Annotated in this window: 16 protein-coding genes and 1 pseudogene; 10 read left to right on the forward strand and 7 right to left on the reverse strand. The window is 62.4% G+C overall.

All coding sequences use genetic code 11. From position 1 onward, the window contains the following. Window positions 1-157 precede the first annotated feature (157 nt). From V5E97_RS29630 to V5E97_RS29640, 3 genes and pseudogenes are all read left to right on the forward strand, one after another. Window positions 158-1372: a hypothetical protein gene (locus tag V5E97_RS29630; RefSeq protein ID WP_406695168.1), complete on the forward strand. Its 1215-nt coding sequence runs from the start codon at window positions 158-160 to the stop codon at window positions 1370-1372. 155 nt (window positions 1373-1527) lie between these two features. Beyond that, window positions 1528-3138, forward strand: a complete 1611-nt coding sequence (locus V5E97_RS29635) for an SUMF1/EgtB/PvdO family nonheme iron enzyme (protein WP_406695169.1) — start codon at window positions 1528-1530, stop codon at window positions 3136-3138. A gap of 313 nt (window positions 3139-3451) precedes the next feature. Continuing rightward, window positions 3452-3673: pseudogene (locus V5E97_RS29640) on the forward strand (HRDC domain-containing protein); the annotation flags it as partial. 116 nt (window positions 3674-3789) lie between these two features. Here the strand turns inward: V5E97_RS29640 and V5E97_RS29645 are convergent. The 4 genes from V5E97_RS29645 to V5E97_RS29660 all read right to left on the reverse strand — a co-directional run bounded on the left by V5E97_RS29645 (window position 3790) and on the right by V5E97_RS29660 (window position 8029). Further along, window positions 3790-4698 (reverse strand): hypothetical protein, encoded by a 909-nt coding sequence (locus tag V5E97_RS29645; RefSeq protein WP_406695170.1) that lies wholly within the window; start codon window positions 4696-4698, stop codon window positions 3790-3792. Next, complete coding sequence (locus V5E97_RS29650) at window positions 4695-5312, reverse strand: RNA polymerase sigma factor (protein WP_406695171.1); 618 nt, start codon at window positions 5310-5312, stop codon at window positions 4695-4697. The genes V5E97_RS29645 and V5E97_RS29650 overlap by 4 nt, the downstream gene beginning before the upstream one ends. A gap of 256 nt (window positions 5313-5568) precedes the next feature. Then, window positions 5569-5730 (reverse strand): hypothetical protein, encoded by a 162-nt coding sequence (locus tag V5E97_RS29655; RefSeq protein WP_406695172.1) that lies wholly within the window; start codon window positions 5728-5730, stop codon window positions 5569-5571. A gap of 520 nt (window positions 5731-6250) precedes the next feature. Next, window positions 6251-8029 carry a DUF885 domain-containing protein gene (locus V5E97_RS29660; RefSeq protein ID WP_406695174.1) on the reverse strand — a complete coding sequence of 593 codons (1779 nt, stop codon included), beginning with the start codon at window positions 8027-8029 and terminating at the stop codon, window positions 6251-6253. 272 nt (window positions 8030-8301) lie between these two features. Between V5E97_RS29660 and gap the strand changes: the two genes are divergently transcribed. From gap to accD, 5 genes are all read left to right on the forward strand, one after another. Continuing rightward, on the forward strand, window positions 8302-9309 hold the full coding sequence (gene gap, locus V5E97_RS29665) for a type I glyceraldehyde-3-phosphate dehydrogenase (RefSeq protein ID WP_406695175.1): 1008 nt from the start codon (window positions 8302-8304) through the stop codon (window positions 9307-9309). Between the two features lie 100 nt (window positions 9310-9409). Next, window positions 9410-10600: a phosphoglycerate kinase gene (locus V5E97_RS29670; RefSeq protein ID WP_406695176.1), complete on the forward strand. Its 1191-nt coding sequence runs from the start codon at window positions 9410-9412 to the stop codon at window positions 10598-10600. A gap of 89 nt (window positions 10601-10689) precedes the next feature. Then, window positions 10690-11412, forward strand: a complete 723-nt coding sequence (gene rpe, locus V5E97_RS29675; RefSeq protein ID WP_406695177.1) for a ribulose-phosphate 3-epimerase — start codon at window positions 10690-10692, stop codon at window positions 11410-11412. Beyond that, on the forward strand, window positions 11409-12047 hold the full coding sequence (locus V5E97_RS29680; protein ID WP_406695178.1) for a histidine phosphatase family protein: 639 nt from the start codon (window positions 11409-11411) through the stop codon (window positions 12045-12047). The genes rpe and V5E97_RS29680 overlap by 4 nt, the downstream gene beginning before the upstream one ends. A 146-nt stretch (window positions 12048-12193) precedes the next feature. Beyond that, window positions 12194-13036: an acetyl-CoA carboxylase, carboxyltransferase subunit beta gene (gene accD / locus V5E97_RS29685; protein ID WP_406695179.1), complete on the forward strand. Its 843-nt coding sequence runs from the start codon at window positions 12194-12196 to the stop codon at window positions 13034-13036. Here accD and V5E97_RS29690 read toward each other — a convergent pair. After that, window positions 13026-13808, reverse strand: coding sequence for a PIG-L deacetylase family protein (locus V5E97_RS29690; RefSeq protein ID WP_406695180.1), 783 nt, complete (start codon window positions 13806-13808; stop codon window positions 13026-13028). The two genes, accD and V5E97_RS29690, sit on opposite strands and share 11 nt — an antisense overlap. Window positions 13809-14083: 275 nt before the next feature. Here V5E97_RS29690 and lexA point away from each other — a divergent pair, with 275 nt between their 5' ends. Then, window positions 14084-14689 (forward strand): transcriptional repressor LexA, encoded by a 606-nt coding sequence (gene lexA, locus V5E97_RS29695; protein ID WP_406695181.1) that lies wholly within the window; start codon window positions 14084-14086, stop codon window positions 14687-14689. Between the two features lie 146 nt (window positions 14690-14835). On the opposite strand, the gene V5E97_RS29700 is transcribed toward lexA, so the two are convergent. Continuing rightward, on the reverse strand, window positions 14836-17232 hold the full coding sequence (locus V5E97_RS29700) for a serine/threonine-protein kinase (protein WP_406695182.1): 2397 nt from the start codon (window positions 17230-17232) through the stop codon (window positions 14836-14838). Between the two features lie 245 nt (window positions 17233-17477). On the opposite strand from V5E97_RS29700, the gene V5E97_RS29705 reads away from it, so the two are divergent. Then, window positions 17478-18236 carry a cupin domain-containing protein gene (locus tag V5E97_RS29705; protein ID WP_406695183.1) on the forward strand — a complete coding sequence of 253 codons (759 nt, stop codon included), beginning with the start codon at window positions 17478-17480 and terminating at the stop codon, window positions 18234-18236. A gap of 402 nt (window positions 18237-18638) precedes the next feature. Here the strand turns inward: V5E97_RS29705 and V5E97_RS29710 are convergent, their stop codons facing one another. Continuing rightward, entirely contained in the window at window positions 18639-18935 is a 297-nt protein-coding gene (locus V5E97_RS29710; protein ID WP_406695184.1) for a hypothetical protein, read from the reverse strand. Between the last annotated feature and the right edge of the window lie 804 nt (window positions 18936-19739).

Consider the following 19739-nt stretch of genomic DNA (forward strand, 5'->3'; position numbering starts at 1 on the left):
GTGGGCACCGCCCACCAGGCCTTTTGACAAGCGGCTTGGTGGGAGTGATTGCTCCTTTGTTCTCGGGGGCGAAACCTGGTGGGCCGTGCCCACCCTACGGAATGATGATTGGGTTTATGTAAACGTTTAAAGATTCAGTGGATTAGGGGGTTTGGAAATGAAAGCCAACGCACATTGCTTGTTTCAGTGGGTGACCAGGATGGCCGTTTTGATGGCCGCGGGCCTGATCGCGTCTCCCCGGCCGGCCACAGCCCAGGAACCGCCCGCGTCGGCCACGCTCGAAGAAATCGTGCTTGACGCCGCGAAGTCGATCGCCGACCTGGCTGGCAAGGAAAGCGTGATGGTCGGTCAGATCGTCCCCTCGAAAGACCTGGAAAACTCCAACGGCGGCCCTGGGATCGAGCGATTGATTGAAGACTCGCTGCGGTCGCTGAAGACCGTGACCGTCTTGCCCAACGGCGCGAGCTTCGAGGTGACGGGCTCCGTTTTCTTCGTCGCGACCCCGAGCCAGGAGCCGATCGAAGTGGGACTGAAGGTCATTCGACTCAACCTGAAGCTCACCAAGGCAGCCACCGGCGAAGAGTCGAGCGTGCCGATCACTCGGTTCATCAAGAACAACACGCAGATCATCCGCATCGTCCAGCCCTCCGGCTCGCTGCCGCTCGACCCGACGAAGCCCGACCCCGAACAGCGGGCCGAGCGGAACAAAACGATTCAGGAGCTGCTGAAGAATCCGCAATCGTTCATCGATCCCGCGCATCCGAGCCTCGTCTCGAGCGCGAAGGAGAGCCCGTACAAGGTCGAGATCCTCGCCGGCCCCCTCGGCGACGGCTCGGTTCGTCCGACTCGAGGACGGGACGCCACGGCGGAGACGAACGGCCTGCCGTTCGTGAATATCGCGCGGGGCGAGGTCTATGAGATCCGGATCCACAACACGTCTCCCGGCGAGGTCGCCGCGCAGGTCTTTATCGACAACATTGGCGTCTTCGCCTTCAGCGACGACCACGACCCGAACGATCCCTCCCGGCCGAAGTATTCACACGTCATCATCCCCGGTGCCAAGGGGGGCGAGGCGGTGGTCGAAACCATCCCTGGTTGGCACAAGTCGTTGAAGAGTGAGCCGAACTACCAGGCGTTCCTGGTCACGGCCTACGGCCAGGGGGCCTCGTCGAAGCTCGGCCAGTCCGCCCACGGCAAGGTTGGCGTGATCCAGGTGCTGTTTTCTCGCTGCTTCGCGCTCGCTCAAGATGGGAAGTCCAAGAGCCCTGGCAATGAGACCGGCTTCGGTCCAGGTCGCAACATCGAACAGGAAGAAGCACACCGCGAGATCGAGCCACCGATCGATTCCGTGAGTGTCCGCTACACGCGATGACCGGTCTGGCCTGTTGCCCACGCCCTCTTTCTCAAGGAGCGATCAGTTCCCGCTCCCCGTGAAGCCGTGGGATTTGAACGCTCTTTTGTGTTATCGTGGTGATTTTTATGAAGCGTGTTCAGATGCCTCTTGCGAGTTCCCCCGGAGGTCTCTCGATGCCGCGTTCTCTCAAAGGACTCGTCCTGTTTCTGGCCGGTCTGGCGATCGCGACATTGAGGCCCCCGGCTTCCTTGGCGCAGGACGCAACGGCCCCTCGGCGGGTGGCGTTTCTCGTGGGGGTCAACGTTTACGACAAGCGGAGCTTTCCCGACCTGCAATGGGCCGAGAACGACGTCGATGAGATGGCCGTCGAGCTGCGACGGCTTGGGTACGACAAGGTCGTCGTGATGAAGGGCTCGTCGCAGGGCAAGCTGCGCGCGAGCAAGGAGAACATCGAGCCGCAGCTTGAGGCCTTCCTCGAAGACGTGCGCAAGACCGACATCGTGCTCATCATGTTCACGGGGCACGGGCAGCAGTTGCTGGTAAAGGGGGTCGGAGATGCGGTGCTCGAGGATAACTTTTTTTGCCCGGTGAACGCCCGGGTGAATCAGGCGGCGACCATGGTCTCGCTCACCAAGCTGACTGATGAGACGCTGAAGCACGGCGGTGGCAAGAACCTGGTGTTGATCGACGCTTGCAGGGATGCTCGCGTGATCGATCTGGATAAGGGCGTGGCGCGGGGCGTCCAGGGCAAAGTGGTCTCACTTCCCGAAGGGACCGCCATGCTCTTCAGTTGCGCCGCGGGGCAGATCTCGCTGGAGAAGAGCTCCCTGAAGCACGGGGTTTTCACCTCGGCCGTGCTGGAAGCGCTCCGTGGGGTGGAGCCGGGCCGCGACCTGACCTGGATCTCGCTGGTGGGGCACGTCCAGGACCGCGTCCCGGCCCTGAACCCGACCCAGGAGCCGACCGCCTCGCAGAACATCGGCCGGGTCGTTTTGGGGGGAATCCGTGGCACCGATGTGATCACGTCCAGATCCACCGGCATCAAGCTGAAATTGATCCCGGCCGGTACGTTCCAGATGGGGTCGTCGAAGGAGGAAGATAAGGACGCTGACGACGATGAGCTGCCGCGTCATGAGGTGCGAATCAGCCGGGCGTTCTACCTGGCTGCGACGGAAGTGACGCAGGGCCAGTATCGTGCGATCACCGGGGAGAGTCCGAGTCAGTTCGAGGGATCGGACGACCTGCCCGTGGAACGGGTGAGTTGGTTCGACGCGGTCCGGTTTTGCAATGCGCTGAGCGTGAAGGAGGGCCTGCCCGCGTTCTATCGGATCGTGGGTGAGACGGTGAGCGTATCGGACTGGAGGGATACGGGGTATCGACTTCCGACGGAGGCGGAGTGGGAGTACGCTTGTCGCGGCAGAAATCCGGCCCGTTACAGCTTTGGTGACGATGCGGCCGACCTGGGTGAGTACGCCTGGTACGATGGTAATTCGGAGAACAAGACCCATCCCGTGGGCCAGAAGCGTGGGAATGCGTTTGGGCTGTACGACATGCACGGTAATGTGTATGAGTGGTGCTGGGACGGGTATGATGCTGAGTATTATGGTCAGTCGCCCGGCACCGACCCATCTGGTCCCCTCCAGGCCACCTTTCGGATGTACCGTGGCGGGAGCTGCAGCTTCGTCCCGCGCAGCCCGCGGTCGCCTGACCGGTTCTGGCTCACGCCGGACGACCGGAGCGATTACCTGGGGTTCCGGGTGGCCCGAGTCCAGTCTGGCGGGTAAAAGGATCGAGGTGTTGAGCGTAGCCAGTAGCGTAGGCTGGCGGGGCGGGAGAAGGCGGAGCCGCCGCCCCGACGGGGCGGAGCGGAGGGCGGAGCGGGCGGAGATAGTGGACAGGTGGTCGGAGCAGCGGTACACAGGTATACATGACAAAATGGCCTACCGATTCTTCACGATTCCCATCCGTTCCGCGGAGACAGCCGAAGCCACGCTGAATGGCTTCTTGCGCACCCACCGGGTTCTGGCGGTGGATCGCCGGTGGGTGGACCAGGGGGAGAACTCGTTCTGGGTCTTCTGTGTCGATTATCTGGAAACGATGGGCGTGCCCAAGACATTGCCCAAGGAGAGGGACGGGCCGGCCCGGAACAAGATCGACTATCGCGAATTACTCAAGCCGGACGACTTCGCCGTCTTCGCCCGACTTCGCGACCTTCGGAAGCAGATCGCCCAGACGGAGGCGGTGCCGGTTTACACCATCTTCACGAATGAACAGTTGGCCCGAATGGTCCAGTCGCGGGCAACGACCAAAGCCGCTCTGGAGCAGATCGCGGGCGTGGGCGACGCACGAATCGAGAAGTACAGTCAGCCTGTCCTGAACATGCTTCGGCAGCAGTGGGAGGGGGTGTCGCGGATGCGGCTTCGATCGCCGTACCATCAGACGACGCTCTTGGCCCGCTCACGGAGGGCTTCGATGAGCTTTTTGATCGTCTCGTCGGCCTCGGCTCGCACCTGCAACGGGTCTCGGCCGGCTTCGACGGCCGCCAGGTGCTCGTCGAGCTTCGCCGCCCAGGCCCGGCACTTCTCGATCAGCCAGGCCCGGTCGTCGGCCGAGAGAGGCTGATGTTCGGCCGCGATCAGGGTCGCGCAGCCCAGGCGAAACTCCGTGATTCGCTTTGCCAGCGCCGCGGGCTCTTCGGGCCGCTTCGCAAACCAATCGTCGGCTCCGTCGGCCAGCCGGTTCAAATAGGTGGCCGGCGGCACGTCCTGTGGTAAGGCCCCGGGACGACTCCAGCCCCAGCCGATCGCCAGGGGTACGGGAGTCGACGGCTCCTTGAACTTGTCGTATACGACGACGGCCGCGACGATCGAAGCGGCCGTCGCCAGGCTGATCAGCCAGGGGCGGCGATACCAGCGCACCGGGCGTGCGAACGAGAGCACGTTGGGCCCGTCCGTGGTCGCTCCGGCCTCGGTCGTCAAGAACGTCCTCAACCCCGTCCGGCCGCGTTCCACGACCTCTTGCTGCTCGGCCGAGAGCGGACCGAGGTCTTGCCAGTAGCGACCCCCTTCGATCAGGATCAGCTCTTGCAGGTCGAGCAAGAGCCGAGGGTGGCGCAGCAAGGCCCGCAGTCGCTCCGTGGGGAGCACCGCAAGGCCTTGACTGAGGACCTCGGCACGCCGGTCGCCGAGCACCTGATCGAGCGGGATCGATGGTGTCGAGGCCGACCCGTGCACGGCTTCCAACTCGGCGACCAGGGCAGTCAGGTCCAGGCCCACGAGGTGCCGGTCCAGCCAGCCGGGCAGAGCGGCCGGGTCGTCGGGGATGTCCGGCGCGATCAACCTCATGCCGGGGCTTGCTCCACGCAGGTTCGCAACTGGGTCTTGACGGTGTGCCAGAGCCGGTGCGCCCGTTCGGGTTTCAGGCCCAGTCGTTCGCAGAGCTCTGAGTAATCTTCGCCTCCAAGCCGCCCCTTGGCCAGGGCCGCCGCATCGCCCCCCAGCCGCTCGAGGCAGCGCCGCAGGACTTCCCTCCGCTCATGATCGATCAGCCGTTCGATGACCGAGTGGGTCCGGGGGTCGGCTCGCTCCGCCTGGCCCTCGAGAGATTCGGGTTGTTGCTTGCGCATCTGGTCGATGAGGGCGTAACGAGCGATCTGGTGCAGCCAGGCGCGGAAGTTCCCGCCCTTGTATTGACCGGGGAGATGGTGCCAAATCCGGTGCCAAACCTCCTGGCTGAGGTCGTCGAGCCGGTCACGACGAATGTGGGCGCTGAGGAAGGCGGACAGGAGGCGGGCGTGCCGCCCGTAGAGTTGCTCGAACGCAGCGCCCGCCGCACGCGAATCCTGCACGGACCCGCCGCGCCGGGCGATGATCGCGGCCAGCTCGTCGTCGCTCGGATCGTGATCGGATGGGGTCGCGGTCATGGGATAGAGTGTGCGGATCTCGATCGGGCCGATCAAGGGGGAACCCTCCCCTACCGCCCCGGCTGGCAGCCGTCGGTGGCGCGGGCCGGGGAATTTCCTGCCAAGGTGGCGAGGCTCAGCAGTCCCGTGACGAGGATCCCCTTCAGCATGTTCTCACGGCTCATGGCGTTCTCCCGAGATTGGCGGAGCATGCGTGCCGCGGGCGTTGGTCGCCCGGTCTGCCAGGGAGAACGATCGAGCGGGTTGGATCTTCCGCCGATTTTTTCCTACCGTTCGCCAGTTGATGCGAGGCTCACACCTGCCATGAGAGGCCAGCCACGACGTAAGAACGGCCTTCGTCAACCGAGTCGGTTGTTTTGAGCGAGACGGGAACGGCCGGTCTGGGTGCCATGGGTCGGTACTCCGCCCCATGCCGCTCAGGCCCGGACGTTCGCGTGCCCAGGCGATCGCTCATGGGGCGTTCTCCGCGTCTCCGCGTGAATCATCCAATTGTTACGACGACCTTGGCTTGAGCAATGGTTCACGCGGAGACTCGGAGTACGCGGAAAGGGAAGAGAGGAGTGGTTGTTAAACGACACCTCCATGAGCGCCCCCTGTCATCTCATCGAACTCCATCAATTCTCTCCCTCCGCGTTCTCCGCGTCTCCGCGTGAGTCTCCCAATTGTCACGACGACCATGGCTTGAGCAATGGTTCACGCGGAGACGCGGAGACGCGGAGACGCGGAGAGGGAAGAGAGGAGTGGTTGTTAAGGCGTCCGGCAGGCCAACCCTCACCTTCCCGCCTTCCGCTCAGGTCAGCGAGCGAGCCGGGTAGAATTACACCAACCGATCGCCTTATCAAGAGCTCAGGTTACGAAGACAGGGAGGTGATGGCTCCTTACTCTTTCGCTTTAACACGGGCCCAGGTCACGAAGACAGGGAGCTTACACTCCCCGCTCGCCTTTCAGGCGAGCGAGATTTCTTGAGATCGTTTTTAGCGGCCGGCCTTCAGCGACGCAGGCACCAGCTCCGGCAGGTACTTGACCGGGAGTGTGCCGTGGGCGAGGACGGCTTCGTGGTAGCGACCGAGCTGGAAGTTGTCCCCCAGGTCGCGCTGGACTTTCTGGCGGAGCCGATGGAAGGCGGTGCGACCGACGAAGTAGGTGGAGAGTTGGCAGGACGACTGCTTTGACCGGATGATCTTGCCGACAGCTTCGCCCTCGGTCTGGAAGGCACGTCCCGTGAGCAACTCCATGGCCTGGGCGTCGGTCATCTCGCCGACGTGCATCTCGTGGTCGAGGATCGCGTTGACGACCGCGCGGAGGTAGAACTTCAACTGGTGGAGCCGGAGCGCCAGGTCCCCCTCGCCAAACCCCTGGTCGAGCATCATCTGCTCGGTGTAGACCGCCCAGCCTTCGGCAAACGTGCCCGAGGAGAGGATCTTGCGGATCAGGGATGGGTTCAAATTACTGGCCTCGAGCTGAACGTAGTGGCCGGGGTACGCCTCGTGGATCGTCAGGATCTTGAGCATCGACCGGTTGTATTCTTGCAAGTAACTGGCCACGCGGTCGGGTTTCCAGTCGCTCGGCGGCGGGCTGATCGCGTACTCGCTCGACCCGCGAACGTCGAGCGGAGGCGCGGGGTTCAGGTAGGCGACCGAGTTGCCCCGTTGGAACTCGGGCATCTCGATCACACGGCACTGGTCGGGCTCGGGAAGGGGGAGGATATCATGCTTGGCGATGAACGTCTTGATCGCAGCGACGGTCGCCCGCGCGTCAGCGACGAGCGTCTCGGGAGCCCCGTGATCCTTGCCTAGCTCGGCCAGGACTTGCCTGGTCATGAGTCGTCGGCCGTCGGCGTCGTCGGGGGGAACCGGGCGGCCTGGGAACGTCGTTCCCCAGAGCTGACGGGCGATCACGGCCATCTCTCGTTCGACTCGAATGGCCTCGGCTTGGGCTTCGGCGAGCACCTCGTCGGCCGAGATTCCCGAGTCGAGTTCGAGCTCGAGCTTGCGGACGAATAAGTCCTTGCCGATCCGCCAAGACTCGGTTGCTTTCGGCAGGACGTTGTCGCGGAGGAACGTCAGGTAGTCCTCCAGGGCCGTGACGATCAGCTTGGCTCTGGCGCCGAGTTCTCCTTCTCCTTTGGGCTCACCGGCCAGAGTGAACAATTCGTCGGAATAGAACCCGATCGCCCCCTTCGTCTGCTGGATCGCGGTCTCGAGTTTCACGCGAGAAGGGACTTTGATTGTCGCCTTGGCCTGTTCGACTACCCGCGGGATGAGCGCCATCCTTGCGATTGCATTCTTAAGATTCGTTGCCTTGGGGAGCGTCGATTGGGTGAGAAGGAGGTAGACGCTTTCGGTGAGATATCCCCCATAGATCCGCGGGTCATCCTCGAACGGGCGGAAGTTCTCCGCCAGCCAGATTTCACGGGTGAGGTGATGCCGCAAGATCTCGAAGTCGATTTGCGCGTTGCGCGTGAGTTTGGCGAACGTCACCTGACGGGGAAGTTCGTCCAGCGCCTTGCGGTCGCGTTCAACGTGGGCGGCCCGGGCTTCCGGGGAGAGGTCATCCAGGGTGTCGTCGAACCGATGGTCCCCTTGCCGGGTCGCCATCAACGGTTCGTCTTGGAACGCTTGATCGAGGTACGCCTTGAAGAAGGAGACGAGCTTGCCATCCTCACCAGAGGAGGTTGGTAGGTCTCGGGCAAACGTCGCCGAGGCATTCCAGAGAACGGTCATCGTGCCGAGGATTACGGCCATTCGGATCATGCTCGTTCCTCACTCAAGGGCCATGCAGGACCGGCTCTCCGCCGTTGGGTCGTTGGCGGAGGTTTGGATTCGACCGCTCTGATCTTACCGAAGCGGTCGCCGCGGGACCAATCGTGACAGCCAACCCCCCTACGTTGACAGTCTTCTTGGCGGACGCCTATAATTCGGACTCGGTCAGACGAAGCGATTTGTAGACGCTGTTCAAAGACAGAATCGCCGGGGCTGAAATTCGAGCGTTGGATTCCTTTACGTAGTAGGCAGGAGCGGGACGAATGGCCGTTCGAGTTGGTATCAATGGTTTTGGCCGGATTGGCCGACTTGTTTTTCGGGCGTTGGCAGCGCGGCCTGACGACTTCGAGGTTGTCGCGATCAACGACCTCTCGGACGCCAAGCACCTCGCTCTGCTTCTGAAGTACGACAGCGTTCACGGGCCGTTCAAGGGGACGGTACAGGCCGGCGAGCAGTCGCTGATCGTCAACGGCAAAGAGATCAAGATCACCCAGGAGAAGGATCCCGCCAACCTTCCTTGGAAGGCGCTGAAGACCCAGGTCGCTCTCGAGTCGACCGGCTTCTTCACGAACCGCGCTGCCCTCCAGAAGCACATTGACGCCGGTGCCGACCGGGTGATCCTGAGCGCTCCGCCCAAGGACAAGCTCGACGCCACGATCGTCCTCGGGGTCAACGACAATATTCTCAAGGCCGAGCACCGGATCATCTCGAACGCCTCGTGCACGACGAACTGCCTGGCCCCGATGGCCAAGGTGCTGCATGAGTCGTTCGGCATCGAGAAGGGCTTGATGACCACCTGCCACGCTTACACCAACGACCAGCGAGTGGCCGACCAGATCCATTCCGACCCCTACCGGGCCCGGGCCGCGGCGATCAACATCATCCCCTCGACCACCGGCGCCGCCAAGGCCGTGGGTGAGGTGATCCCCGACCTCAACGGCAAGCTCACCGGTTATTCGCTCCGCGTTCCGGTTCCCGATGGCTCGATCACCGACCTCACCTCGCAGCTCAAGCGCGATGTGACCAAGGAAGAAGTGAACGCCGCGATGAAGGCCGCCGCCGATGGCCCGCTCAAGGGGATCATCGAGTACGCGACCGACCCGTTGGTCTCGAGCGACATCATCGGCAACCCGCACTCCTGTATCTTCATGGGCGAATGGACGAACGTCATCCAGGGGAACCTGGTCAAGACGATCGCCTGGTACGACAATGAGTGGGGCTACTCCTGCCGGACCGCGGAATTGATCGCCAAGGTCGCCAAATTCGGTTGATCGGTCGCGTCTGTGACCCATTCTTGATGCCCAATGTCCGAGTTCTGTTCGGACATTGGGCATCAGGCATAAGTTCTTCCCCGAGCTAAGGATCCTTGCGTTGCCCAAGCAGACCATTCGTGACCTGGAGTTGAGTGGCAAGAAGGTGCTCGTCCGGGTCGACTTCAACGTCCCCCTGACCAAAGAAGGCGCGGTCTCTGACGACCGCCGGATCAAGGCGGCTCTGCCGACCTTGAATTTTGCCCTCGAGCACGGGGCGAGTCTCGTCCTCGTGAGCCACCTGGGGCGCCCTTCGGGCAAGCCCGAAGCAGACGCCGCGTTCCGGTTGGATCGGGTGGCGGAACGGCTTCAAGAGTTGCTCGGCCGGCCGGTCACCAAGGTCAATGACACCGTGGGACCCGAAGCCCAGGCCGCCGCCGCCGCACTGGCTCCAGGGGGAGTGCTCGTTCTCGAGAACGTGCGTTTCAACCCGGGCGAGAAGAAGGGCGACCCCACGTTCGCCGCCGCCCTGGCCGGGCTTGCCGACGCCTACGTCAATGACGCCTTCGGGACCTGCCATCGCGACGAAGCGTCGATGGTCGCCGTTCCCGAGTGCTTCCCGGCCGAGCGCCGGGCCATCGGGTTCCTGGTCGAGAAAGAGCTGCAGATCCTCGATACCCTGCTGGGACAGCCCAAGCCGCCCATGGTGGCGCTGATGGGCGGGGCGAAGGTCTCTGACAAGATCCTGGTCATCGAGAACCTGCTCCCGAAGGTCGAGCGGCTCCTGATCGGGGGCGCCATGACCTACACGTTCCTCAAGGCGCAGGGACATCCGACCGGAAAGAGCCGGGTCGAAGCCGACAAGCTTGACGAGGCTCGTCACCTGCTCAAACTGGCCGGCGACAAGCTGGTCCTGCCCCAGGACCACCTGGTGGCGACGTCGCTCGACCCGGGCGCCGAGACCAAGGTTGTGGCGGGGACCGAGATCCCTGACGGCTGGCTCGGCCTCGACATCGGCCCGGCGACCGCGGCCGCTTACGGCGAGCTGATCAAGAACGCTGGCACGGTGATCTGGAACGGGCCGATGGGCAAGTTCGAGGACGAGCCGTACCGCAAGGGGACGGTCAAGGTGGCCGAGGCCATGGCCAACTCGGCGGCGGTGACCGTCGTCGGCGGTGGCGAGACGGCTGAAGCGGTCGAGGAATTCGGTTACGCCGAGAAGATGACCCACGTCTCGACGGGTGGAGGCGCCTTCCTCGAGTGCCTCGAAGGAAAATCGTTCAACTCCTTGAAAGTCATTCCCGATCGTTAACGATAGCGGTCGCCATTTTTTCAATGATCTGGGCGGACCGTGCCGGACGAGATCCGAATCTCGTCCGGGCTGGGGGAGCGAACAGTCTTATGGCAGAGGCACGCCAATCGCCGGCCGCTCGTAAGGCCCGGCTCGAGGTTTTGAAGGGTGCGGAACGTCCCTTGGTGACGCCTTCGCTCCTGAATTGTGACTTCGCGCGAATCGCCGAGGAGCTCGAGGCGCTGAAGCAGGCGGGGACGATCGCGGTTCACCTTGACGTGATGGACGGGCATTTTGTGCCCAACCTCAGTTACGGTGCGCCTGTGATCAAAGATTGGCGGCCTCGGACCGATTTTCCGTTCGACACGCACCTGATGATGACGGACCCAGGCCGCTACCTGGATGATTTCATCCGAGCGGGCTGCGACGTCATCACCTTCCACATTGAGGCTGTGCCGGAGCCGGTCCCCCTGCTCCGGCGGATTCGAGCGGCCGGATGCCATGCGGCGCTCGCACTCAACCCGCCGACGCCCGTGTCGGCGATTGAGCCGTTTTTGGATGAGTTGGACGCCGTCCTGGTCATGAGCGTGATGCCCGGCTTTGGCGGGCAGGCGTTCGAACCGTCGGTGCTCGAGAAGGTTCGCACTTTGCGGGCGGCCCGTCCCGAACTTCCGATCTCGATCGATGGCGGTATCAATCCGACGACTGCGTCCGAGGCCGTCGCGGCCGGAGTCACGCAACTGGTCGCCGGTTCGGCCGTGTTCCGCAATGATGGCAACTACGCGGCAGCCCTGGCCGAGTTGGTCCAGGGCGCACGCCGCGGGATCGAATGAGGTGGGGGTCTGGCCCTAAGGGCTTGGCCACCGTCGCGAGAATGACCCAGGTCGTTTTGATCCGGCCCGGCGCGACCGCCTACGACGAGCAGAATCGTGTCCAGGGGATTCTTGATATCCCCCTAAGCGATCGAGGCCGCGCCGAGGTGGTTCAGCTCGCCGAAAAATTATCAGAGCCCTGTTCCGGGATCTCCCGGCTCTCGGCTCTTTATTGTGGACCCGGCGAGAGCGTCGTCCGAACGGCTGAGACCGTCGGCAAGGCGCTCGGACTGCGTCCCAAGCGGATTGACTGCCTCCGCAACCTCGATCAGGGGCTCTGGCAAGGGCTCCAGTTCGACGAAATCAAAAGGCGCAACCTCAAGGTCTTTCGCCAATGGATCGACGACCCCGTCACCGTCTGCCCCCCTCTGGGTGAGACGATCGAAAATGCCTTGGAGCGGATCAAGCAGGCCCTCCGACCGCTCGTCCGCCGCCACCACGACGAGTCGATCGGACTGGTCGCCGGCGAGCCGATTGCCCAGTTGATCGCCTGCTACCTGCGTAGGGACCCTCGGGTCCAGCTTGAGGACCGTATTCCCACCGGGTGCTTCGAGCGAATCGAGTTTACGCCCGAGTCTGAACGCAACGGCCACTGAAAAAGCGATTTCCGGCGGTCTCCTGTCCGATGACAGGCATGGACACGACGGGGAAGCGCTGGGTCGTTTGCTCGCTTTTGCTTTTTGCCGACCGACCGACCCACCCGCTCCTAAATTCTGCTTTGAGGAATCACGGACCTCGGCCAATGAGACATCGACCGACGGTGAATGCCTGGCACGGACACTTCGAACCCAAGCGGGTTCCCGAGGGAGTCTGGATGCGCTGCGATGGCTGCCAGGCCACGCTCTTCCGCAAGCAGGTCGAGGAGAACCTCAACGTTTGCCCAGAGTGCAACCATCACTTCATGGTTTCGGCTGTCGACCGGATCGCCCAGTTGCTCGATCCCGACACGTTTGAGGAGTGGTTTCCGGATTTACGGCCAGGGGACCCGCTTGGGTTCAATGACCGTCGTCCCTACCCCGAGCGCGTCCACGCCGAACAGGAGCGGACCGGCCTGAATGAGGCGGCCGTGGTCGGTCAGGGCTTCATCAAGGGGATTCGCCTCGTCTTCGGGCTGACCGACAGCAGCTTCATCATGGGCAGCATGGGGTCGGTCGTGGGGGAGAAGCTCACGCGAGCGATGGAGGAAGCGACTCGTCAGCAGCTTCCCCTGGTGATCGTCTCGGGGTCGGGCGGTGGAGCGCGGATGCACGAGGGGATTCTCTCGCTGATGCAGATGGCCAAGGTCTCAGCGGCCCTGGCCCGTCACCACGCGGCCGGCGGCCTGTTCATCAGCGTCCTGACGAATCCGACCATGGGAGGGGTGGCCGCGAGCTTCGCCTCCCTCGGTGACATCATCCTCGCCGAGCCCAAAGCCTTGATCGGCTTCGCGGGGCCGAAGGTCATTGCTCAGACCGTTCGGGTCCAGCTCCCGAACGGCTTTCAGACGAGCGAGTTTCTGCTGGATCACGGCTTCCTCGATCGCATCGTCCATCGACGCGATCTGCGGAGCATGCTCGCTCAATTGATCGGCTACTTCACGCCTTAACCGCGCCACCTCGGCCGTCTTGTCCCAGCAGCTTCAACAGCAGGTTGTCGTGCGGATAAGCGTGTCCGAGGTACTGGCGGAACGCCTCGGCCTGCTCGACTCCGACCTCCGACCCTCGGTGGGCGCCCCACTTCGCCTGGCTGTCGAGGTACTCATCAATCCCATGTTGACGGAGCAGCCAGTTCCGCTGGCTGGCGTGGCAGGCCAGCATCTCTCGCTTGAGCTCGAAGACTCGCGAGACGTCGACATGGAACCCGGCCGCCTGGGGCCGGCCGTCGCGATCCCCGCCTTCAATCGCATCCACGTAGTAGAGGTGGGGGATCTTCGCGAGGGGAGGAGCCGGCTCCCATTGCCGGGTCACGTAGTTCGGGATCGGCGCGGTGAAGCAGGCGTCGCGGACCAAGAGGCTCGTCATCTCGTGGTCACAGAGATAGTCGATCGGAGGGGCCGTCAGGATCACGTCCGGCCTGGTTCTCCGCAGGAACTCGGTCACGCGTCGTCGTGATTCATCATCGTTGAAGATGGCCAGGTCGCGAAATTCCAGGCAGAGGCAGTCCGCCTCGAGCAAAGCGGCCGCCGCCGCGGACTCCGCGCGGCGGATCGCGGCGATCGCTTCGGCATCGTGCTCCGCGCTTCCACAATCGCCAGGCGTCATCGTCGCCAGCGTGAGGTGACAGCCCGCCTCACGCAAGAGGGCCAGCGTGCCCGCACACTGGAATTCGATGTCGTCCGGATGGGAATGAAGCGCGAGGATGCGGATCGGCGCGGTCATGGCGATCTCCGAAAGTGCAAAACCCAGGGAATTCCAAACAAGTTCGAATCCCTCGCCGTGAGGGCCGAAGTCCACCGGAAAAACAGGCATTCTCTCCATTTTTCCCTGGCTCATCCACCGTCTTTCGATCGAAGAATCATCATTTTTGGGAAAATGTTCTCGCGTGCGCTAGACGACCTGTGTACATTAGCCACAAAGGGTCAGTTGGTGATCGTCCGTTCGTAGGACGGTCATTGGCCTCGATACAAGCGATCCGCCCACCTCGGAGCCTTCCCATGGCCGACCTTGAGATGCTGACATCGCGGCAGCGAGAGATTTACAACTTCATCCGCAGCAAAATCCAAGGGCGTGGCTACGGGCCGACCGTCCGTGAAATCGGCATTCAGTTCCAGATCAAGAGCCCCAACGGCGTGATGTGCCACCTCAAGGCGCTTCAGAAGAAGGGCCTGATTCATCGCGAGCCCAACATGTCTCGCGCGATTCAATTGCTCGATGACCCGACCTCCGCCCCGGTCGCGGGCTTGAAACTGCTGGGTCGGATCGCCGCCGGTCACCCGATCGAGGCCATTGAGCAGGACGAGGAGCTCGGCTTTGCGGAATGGGAAGGGGCCGACGACAAGTTCGCCCTTCGCGTTTCGGGCAACTCGATGATCGAGGAACACATCGCCGACGGTGACTTCGTCGTCATCAAGAAGGCGGATCAGGCCCGTGACGGCCAGATTGTCGCCGTTCTCGACGATGAAGGGGCAGCGACCCTGAAAAAGTTCTTCCGCGAGCGGAACCGAGTTCGCCTTGAACCCGCGAACAAGACGATGAAACCGATCTTCCGTGATAACGTGGAAATCCTCGGCATCCTCGTTGGTGTCGTCCGCAAGTATTGAGGGAGGCCCCTGCTCCGGGCTTATCCGCTAAGCCCCTCCGTCGGAGTGATACCCAACGAAGGGATCACCTTAACCAGTCGGCCCGGCCGGTGGAACTGATCCCGGCGGGCCGTCCGAATGGGTTCCGATCGACGCAGCTCCGTGATTCAAACGGGCTTTTTCGGCTTGTACCACCTGGAAAGAACCCGGTCGAGTTGATCGGGGACTTCCATGCCCAGGTTGTAGAGCGTGTGGTTCAGCTCACCCAGGTCGTCGAAGTTGAATTGCTGGCTGTTGGGCGCGTGCCAGAGGATGTAACTTTCGCTTTTCTTGAAGTCGAGATAGACCGCCGCCAAGCTGTGGTCTCGATAGATCCAGACGGCGATGACTGGTTTGCTCCCCGAACCACCCATGCGGATCGACGGTGTAAGCATCTCGATCTGTTTGTTTGGCATTCCTTGGATGGCGACTTGCCCGGCTGATCGCCCTCGCACGGATGGGATGACGACGAGGCGGTAGGGGCCGACCGGAACCAGGCGGTGCGCGGGCTTGTTCTTGTTGGGAGCCCTCAGGGCGGCGATCGCTTCCTGCCAGAGGTTGCCGAGGTCGCCGAGCGTGAATCGATAGGGTTCGTGATTCGCCAGACCGACGAGTCCCTTTTCACTCGGCCTCGGGTCGTCCACGAGTGCATCCAGGTCGATCGGTCCCTGGCCGGCATTTGCGGCCAGGCGCTCGGCGTTCGACGCCTGCAAGTCGGCGGGGCTGAGGTCCGCGTCGAGTTGGGGCTCATCCTCAAAGGACTCGAGTTCGGCGTCGAGCTGTTCGACCATGTGCGCGGGGACCGCCTTCTCGAAGGCCCGGTCGAGTCGTACACCCGCGTCGGGCAAATGAAGCAGGTGGGCGCAGACGTTGTCCCAGATCGCCTCGGCCTTGGTGCGGGTCTGGCGTTGCCAGCGGACCCGTTCGATCAACGGGTAGACGACTTCGGGCCAGAGCTCGATGCTGGCCGGGTCGTTGGCGGCATTGCGGGTCGCATACCGGAGGACGGCGGAGCGAAACTTGGCGTCGTCACGCCAGACCTCGGCGACCCGGTTCCATCGTTCGACCAGTTCGTCGTCGATCTCGGTTCGTTCAGGAGCCACTCGCTGCAGGTCGCTGAGCGTGGCGGGCATCAACCCCGGGTTGAGAAGTCCTTTGTCGTCGGTCAGATGCTCTCGAGCATATTTGCTGGCTTCGAGCAGTTGTCTGCGGGCCTGGCGGAACTTCTTCGTCTTGGCGGGCGAGTTGCGGCTCAGGAGATACTTGGCAACCACGATCGGGCTGAGCGATGATCGGACGTCGGGGCGCTGTTCCAGAAGTTCCGCTGCATTCGCGATCGACTCGTCCGAGTTTCCGGCGAGCATGATCGAGGTCATGGCGAGAACGAGCCTCGCGCGGTCGGCGTTGCGGGGATCGAGCGGACGGCGAAGGAAGAGCCCTTTCCGCCGCGAGCCACCCAGCAGATAGGCCAGGTAGTGGCCACAGAGGTAACGCTCCTCGGCGGTCAACATGATCGGCTCGGCCAGAATGGAATCGAGCATCGACTTGGCCAGGGGTGGAGCCGCCTTTGGCGCAGCGTAGGAGAGCAGCGGCGTGGCCGTTGGTGCTGGCTGTGCTGGGCTGATCGCCTTCGTTTCCGAGAGCGTGATCGTTCCGTTCGCCGAACCTTGCTGGAACTGCTCGGCTTCCGTTTGGGGAGGTGAAACGACCACCGCCGTACTTCGCGAGAGCTCCCGCTCCATCTCCTCTCGGAGCCGGCGCGCGATCTCCGAACCCGATCCGGGCCGCTGGTCGGGCTTCTTCGACAGCATCTGCAGAATCAGCGCCTCGAGGCTCTCGGAGAGGGCCGGGTTTCGGATCCGAGGCCGCTCCGGAATCGCGTTCACGTGCTGAGCGATCACTGACATCGACTTGCCGGTGAAGGGAACAGAGCCCGCCGCGTTCTCGTAGAGCATCACCCCCAGCGAGTAGAGATCGGTTCGATAGTCGAGCCGCTGCCCGCTCGCCTGTTCAGGGCTCATATATTGAGGTGTGCCGCGGATCGTCCCTGACTCATCCGAATGCTCGGCCATGACCGAGAGTCCGAAATCAGACAGCTTGGGCTGATCCGCGGCGGTCAGCAGCACGTTCCCCGGCTTCATGTCGCGATGGATCACCCCTTGGTGGTGTGCGTAGTCGAGCGCATCCGCCACGTGGGCCAGGATTCGCAACCGCTCTGCCAGGGTGATGCTGCGCCAACGTCTCAGGTAGCTGGTCCCGTCAACCTCCTCCATGACGAGGTACCAGGTCCCGTTGGCCTCGCCGAAATCGTAGAGCCGAACGACGTGGTCGTGGAGCAGTCGCGCGAGAATCTGCGCCTCGAGCCTGATTCGCCGATTCACCTCCTCGCCGCTTTGCTCCTTCAAGACCTTGATCGCGACGCTGCGCTGGAGGATCTGGTCCGTGGCCCGGTAGACGGCCCCCATGCCCCCTCGACCCAACTCCTTCTCGAGAGAAAACCGCTGGTTGAGGGTCGTTCCGATCACCGCATGACTCCCCTTGGAAAGGTCCGCATCGGAACGAGGGCTCGTTCTTTGAGACTATTTATCAATATAGCTTGCACGCGGGGCGTCGGGGAGCCAGTACCGGAATGAGGTCGCCGTGGGTTGCACCCTGCTGTTGGCTGGAAACCGACGCCGACGCGAGTGAGGGCTGGCGACGGTTTTCTTGACGGTCTACAGTAAGTGCCACAATCCCCTCTCTCGGCCCTCGAGTACCGGAGCGCTGAACCATGCCTCTCGAAACCCGCCGCGAGTTTACACAGCACGCCTTGCAGTCGTTGACCGCCCTGGCTTTGATCGAAGGATTGGGAGTGCGCCGCCTGTTTGGTGCCGAGACTCAGCCCATTGTCGACCACTGGTTCAAAGAACTCGAGACAATCAGTCGCGACATCCACGATCATCGCGTGAAAGACCTCGAGTTCCAGAAACAGCTCGAGGCGCTCTACAGCCGGGTGGATCTCCCCTCCTTGCTGAAAACGCTCGACTTCGAGCGAATGGCGGCTGGCGTCACCTACCCTGCGCTGGGGGCCAAGAGCCTGCCGGTCGACTTCAAGAATGTCTCCGGCATCTCCACTAAACAAGTCTTCGGCCGGCAGATCTTCGCGATGAGCCAGGGACGTTCGGTCATTCCTCACGGTCACGACAACATGGCCACCGGGTTCCTCATCCTCAAAGGAAGTCTCCGGGGTCGGCATTACGACCGCGTGGAAGATCACAAAGATCACTACATCGTCCGTCCCACCATCGATCGTACCTTCATCCCCGGCGAATACTCGACCGTGTCGGACCACAAGGACAACGTCCACTGGTTCGAAGCGATTTCGAAAGAGCCTGCGTTTATCTTTAACATCCATGTGGACGGCTACAATAGGGAGAATCCCAAGAAGCCGGACCGGGTGTATGTTGATCCGATGGGTGAGAAGCTCGCAGGGGGTCTGATCAAGGCCCCCAAGATCACCTACGGACAGGCCAATCGGTTGTACGGTTGATCCCCCCCCTGCTCTCGGACCAATCGAGAGACCGGCCGGAAACCATCGCTTACGGGAAGGCGATGCCGTGGCACGGCGGGGCCTCTTGAATCCCGGACGTTGATCACGATCTATTGGGATTCACCACTGAAATTCATGGATCTGAATGGTTTCGCTGGCCTCGGTTGCACTCGGACGACCGCGGCCACCCTTGCTTTGAAGACTTACTTGTTTCAATAAATAGGCTTAGTCTTTTTTGTGGGTGGTCGCCGTCTTCACGGTGGCAAGAAACGGGGGAGCCGTGTTGACTTTGGACTCCCTCACTTCCGCCCGATAAACGCCGACGGCCCGTCCCGAAGGACGAGCCGTCAAGTGAATCGGGAGGGCCGGATTCGCGCGAGGCGTCGGTCGGGTCAGGGGCGACTACCGGTTGTCCCGCTCCCAACTCTCGATCGCGGCCTTGTAGCATGCGGCTTCGCTGGCGCCTGGCATCCGGTTTCGCTCGGCCTGGACTAACCGGTCGACCAGAGCGTCATTGCCAAGGGCCTTGACCCGCAAGTTTTTGCGGAGTTGCGCGATCTCGCCGGAACCGGCTTGTGCGGACTTGCTGCCCGGTCCTGGTCGGGCCGAACCGCCCGTCGGAAATCCTTTACCGAATGCCCAGAACGCGGCGACGACCAACCCGACGACGATCAGGGCAATTACCCATCCTCCACCCATCTCCGTCCCTCCGATACCCAGCCTTCGATCTGAAACCGGTTTGTTTCTCATCCGGGATGGCCGACCAAACGGGAGGGCCAACCGAGACTCGTCCGCTCTTCCTTCAGGGTATCATCTCTTCGACTTTGGTCGAGAGGGGGGGCCAACGGAGGTGATCGGCGTGAACGACGGGGAATCGCTCGCGGGGAACGATTCCTCGGACGCTTCATCGACCTCGTCGTTTGCCCTCGTCTTCCCCCGGTCGCCCTGGATTTCTTGAGGATTCGTGTCTTCGTGAAGCCTGACTGGAGGAGGAACGTCAGAGGATAATCTTGATTCGGGCTTCTTCTCGCCGTTCATGGAAGCCTCCCAAATCCTGGGAAAGTTGTCTGGAGTCGACTGCTTAAAGTGTCAGAATTCTTCGATGCAATTGATGCGCCGTTGCGTTGGCATTGACTGTGGGCGGATGGGCAGATGATCACTGGGCAGCGAATTTCGGTTCGGTGGCATTCTGTTTGGGACCGTGGGAGTTTCGCCAACGTTCTTGGGGTTGTCGGGAATATCCCGCCACATGGCCTTTTGATGACCGTTTTTGGGCGTTCGCGTGGTCGGCCGTGGATTGAGCGTGAGCGGGCCGACGAACAAAAGGCCGGATCGAGAAAGGTGGTGAAGTCCTGTCCGCGGTCCGACCGATAAAACGAATGGCGGTGTTCCGTTTTAACCCGGTCAGGTGGCGCTGGGAGTTGGCTTGGAGAGGGGGGGCCTGACCCCGCCCGGGGTTGACAGGATTCTCGACAAGGTTAGAGTCGGCGCTTCGGATCGTGT

The organism is Singulisphaera photorubra, assembly GCF_045290345.1.
GTDB lineage: Bacteria > Planctomycetota > Planctomycetia > Isosphaerales > Isosphaeraceae > Singulisphaera.

Excerpts from the sequence above, each read along its gene's own strand:
- V5E97_RS29690 (WP_406695180.1), bottom strand. The coding sequence starts at position 13,808 with ATGACCGCGCCGATCCGCATCCTCGCGCTTCATTCCCATCCGGACGAC.
- rpe (WP_406695177.1), top strand. The coding sequence starts at position 10,690 with ATGGCAGAGGCACGCCAATCGCCGGCCGCTCGTAAGGCCCGGCTCGAG.
- V5E97_RS29705 (WP_406695183.1), top strand. The coding sequence starts at position 17,478 with ATGCCTCTCGAAACCCGCCGCGAGTTTACACAGCACGCCTTGCAGTCG.
- V5E97_RS29660 (WP_406695174.1), bottom strand. The coding sequence starts at position 8,029 with ATGATCCGAATGGCCGTAATCCTCGGCACGATGACCGTTCTCTGGAAT.
- V5E97_RS29655 (WP_406695172.1), bottom strand. The coding sequence starts at position 5,730 with ATGAGCGATCGCCTGGGCACGCGAACGTCCGGGCCTGAGCGGCATGGG.
- V5E97_RS29645 (WP_406695170.1), bottom strand. The coding sequence starts at position 4,698 with ATGAGGTTGATCGCGCCGGACATCCCCGACGACCCGGCCGCTCTGCCC.
- V5E97_RS29710 (WP_406695184.1), bottom strand. The coding sequence starts at position 18,935 with ATGGGTGGAGGATGGGTAATTGCCCTGATCGTCGTCGGGTTGGTCGTC.
- lexA (WP_406695181.1), top strand. The coding sequence starts at position 14,084 with ATGGCCGACCTTGAGATGCTGACATCGCGGCAGCGAGAGATTTACAAC.
- V5E97_RS29635 (WP_406695169.1), top strand. The coding sequence starts at position 1,528 with ATGCCGCGTTCTCTCAAAGGACTCGTCCTGTTTCTGGCCGGTCTGGCG.
- V5E97_RS29680 (WP_406695178.1), top strand. The coding sequence starts at position 11,409 with ATGAGGTGGGGGTCTGGCCCTAAGGGCTTGGCCACCGTCGCGAGAATG.
- V5E97_RS29630 (WP_406695168.1), top strand. The coding sequence starts at position 158 with ATGAAAGCCAACGCACATTGCTTGTTTCAGTGGGTGACCAGGATGGCC.
- accD (WP_406695179.1), top strand. The coding sequence starts at position 12,194 with ATGAGACATCGACCGACGGTGAATGCCTGGCACGGACACTTCGAACCC.
- gap (WP_406695175.1), top strand. The coding sequence starts at position 8,302 with ATGGCCGTTCGAGTTGGTATCAATGGTTTTGGCCGGATTGGCCGACTT.